Here is a 2,525-nt window from a genome sequence, read left to right as displayed (position 1 = left end):
ATCCACGCCGTCAGGAACACCACCGGCACCGACGCCGCACGCTCGAACGACCACCCCTCCGGCACCCGCGCCAGCAACCGCTGATCCGTCACCGCGTAGGGGCCCATGGCGTCCGGCAGCAGGCCGAGGACGCGGTCGCCGGGGGCGAAACGGGTGACGCCGGGCCCGGTCTCCAGGACGACGCCGGCACCTTCGTTGCCGAGCGGCGGGGCGTCGCCCGGGTACATGCCCAGGGCGATCAGCACGTCGCGGAAGTTCAGCCCGGTGGCCCGCACGCCCACCCGCACCTCGCCGTCCGCGAGCGGTCCGCGGCTCTCCGGGTGCGCGGTGAGCGCCAGGTCGTCGAGGGTGCCGGAGCGGCCCTGGACGGTGAGGTGCCAGGCCGCCTCGGCCGGCGGCAGCAGGGTGCCGTCGGTGGCGGCCCGGGCGAGCCGGGGCACCAGGACCTCGTCCCCGCGTACCCGGGTCTGCGGTTCCCCGCAGGCGAGGGCGGCGGCGATGCCGGCCATGGGCAGCGGCAGCGCAGCCGCCGCGTCCGGCCGGCCGGCGGGGTCCTCGACGTCGATCAGCAGGAAGCGGTCCGGGTTCTCCGACTGGGCGGAGCGGACCAGGCCCGCCGCGGCGGCGTGGGCGAGCAGCCCGTGCCGGGTCACCACGGCCAGCCGGGGGCCGGCGAACCGCTCCTCGGCCAGCCACTGGCGCAGCAGCTCCAGGGTGCCGTTCACCGCGGTCCGCACGTCCTCGGTGCCGGGCACCTCGAAGACCACCACGTCGGGGAGTTCGCCGGTGAGTCCCGCCAGGTCGGGGGCGTCCTGCCCGAGGATCGCCACCCGGCCCGGGTCCCGCTGCCCGGTGTCGCCGGGCGCCGGGACCCAGTCGAGGCGGAACAGCGCGTCGCGCACGCCGCCCCGCGCCTCGCGCAGGGCACCGGCCGACACCGGGCGCAGCACCAGCGCGTCGACCGAGGCCACCGGCGCGCCGGTGGTGTCGGCGACGGCCACCGTGACCGCGTCGGGGCCGGAGGGGGTCAGGCGGACGCGCACCGCCGCCGCGCCGCCGGCGTACAGCTCGACTCCGGTCCAGGAGAACGGCAGCACCGGCTGTCCGGTGGTGCGCAGCAGCCCGCCGAGGCCGATGGGGTGCAGTGCCGCGTCGAGGGCGGCCGGGTGCAGACCGAACGCCGCGGCCTCGTCGGCCGCGTCGAGCGCGACCTCGGCGAAGACTTCCTCGCCGCGGCGCCATGCCCGGCGCAGGCCGCGGAAGACCGGGCCGTAGACGGAGCCCGCCTCGGCCAGCCGCGGGTAGAAGCCGGTCAGGTCCACCTCCTCGGCGTCCCGCGGGGGCCAGGAGGTGAGACCCTCGGGGGCGTCGGCCCGGGCCGGGACGAGCCGGCCGGTGGCGTGGCCGGTCCACGGCGCGTCGCTGTCCTGGGCGGCGTCCTCGTACCGGCTGTAGACGCCCACGGTGCGGGCGCCGGTGTCGTCGGGCTCGCCGACCGCGACCTGGATCCGTACGCCGCCGCGCTCGGGCAGCAGCAGCGGGGCCTGGAGGGTGAGTTCGTCGATCCGGCCGCAGCCGACCTCGTCGCCGGCGCGCAGGGCCAGTTCGACGAACGCGGTGCCCGGGAGCAGAACCGCGCCGGCCACCGCGTGGTCGGCCAGCCAGGGGTGGCTGTGCGAGGACAGCCTGCCGGTGAGCACCACACCACCGCCGTCGGCGAGGGTGACGGCGGCGCCGAGCAGCGGGTGGTCCGCGGCGCTCTGGCCCAGGGCCGTGGTGTCGCCGCGGTCCGCGGACGGACGCAGCCAGTAGTGCTCGTGCCGGAAGGCGTAGGTCGGCAGCGGCACGGGGGTGCCCGGGAAGCCGGGGAACACCGCGGTCCAGTCGACGGCGACGCCGCTCACCTGGGCGTGCGCGAGGGCTTCGACGGCGGTGCGGGCCTCGGGGCGGTCCTTGCGCGCGGTGGGCACCAGCACCACCGGACCCGCGTCCGCCAGGCACTCCTGGGCGAGTGCGGTCAGCGTGCCGTCGGCACCGATCTCCAGGAAGAACCCCGCACCCTCGGCGGCCAGGGCCTCCACCGCGTCCAGGAACCGGACCGGCTCCCGCACATGCCGCACCCAGTACTCCGGATCACTCCAGTCACCCCCCACACCACCACCGGACGTCACCACACCCACCGACGCCGGACCGAACCCCAGCCCCGACACCACCTCCCGGAACTCCTCCAGCACCGGCTCCATCAACGGCGAATGGAACGCATGACTCACCCGCAACCGCCGCGTCCGGCACCCACGCGAGGCGAACTCCTCCGCCACGGCGAGCACCGCCTCCTCGCGGCCGGAGAGCACCACCGACGCCGGACCGTTCACCGCCGCGATGGCCACCCCCTCGGTCAGGGCCGCGGCCACGTCCGCCTCGGCGGCGGCGACCGACACCATCGCGCCACCCTCCGGCAGCGCCTGCATCAACCGGCCACGCGCCGCCACCAGACGGCACGCGTCCGCCAACGACAGCACCCCCGC

At 76.8% G+C, this 2,525-nt stretch carries 1 protein-coding gene; it reads right to left on the bottom strand.

The features are described from left to right. The coding region (locus ACH4B3_RS34230) for an acyltransferase domain-containing protein (RefSeq protein ID WP_398469697.1) at positions 1–2,525 on the bottom strand (2,525 nt) is incomplete at both ends.

It is taken from the genome of Streptomyces sp. NPDC018031 (assembly GCF_044327625.1).
Taxonomy (GTDB): domain Bacteria; phylum Actinomycetota; class Actinomycetes; order Streptomycetales; family Streptomycetaceae; genus Streptomyces.
Note: the sequence above shows the minus strand (reverse complement) of the source record. Positions and strands in the feature narration are given on the sequence as shown.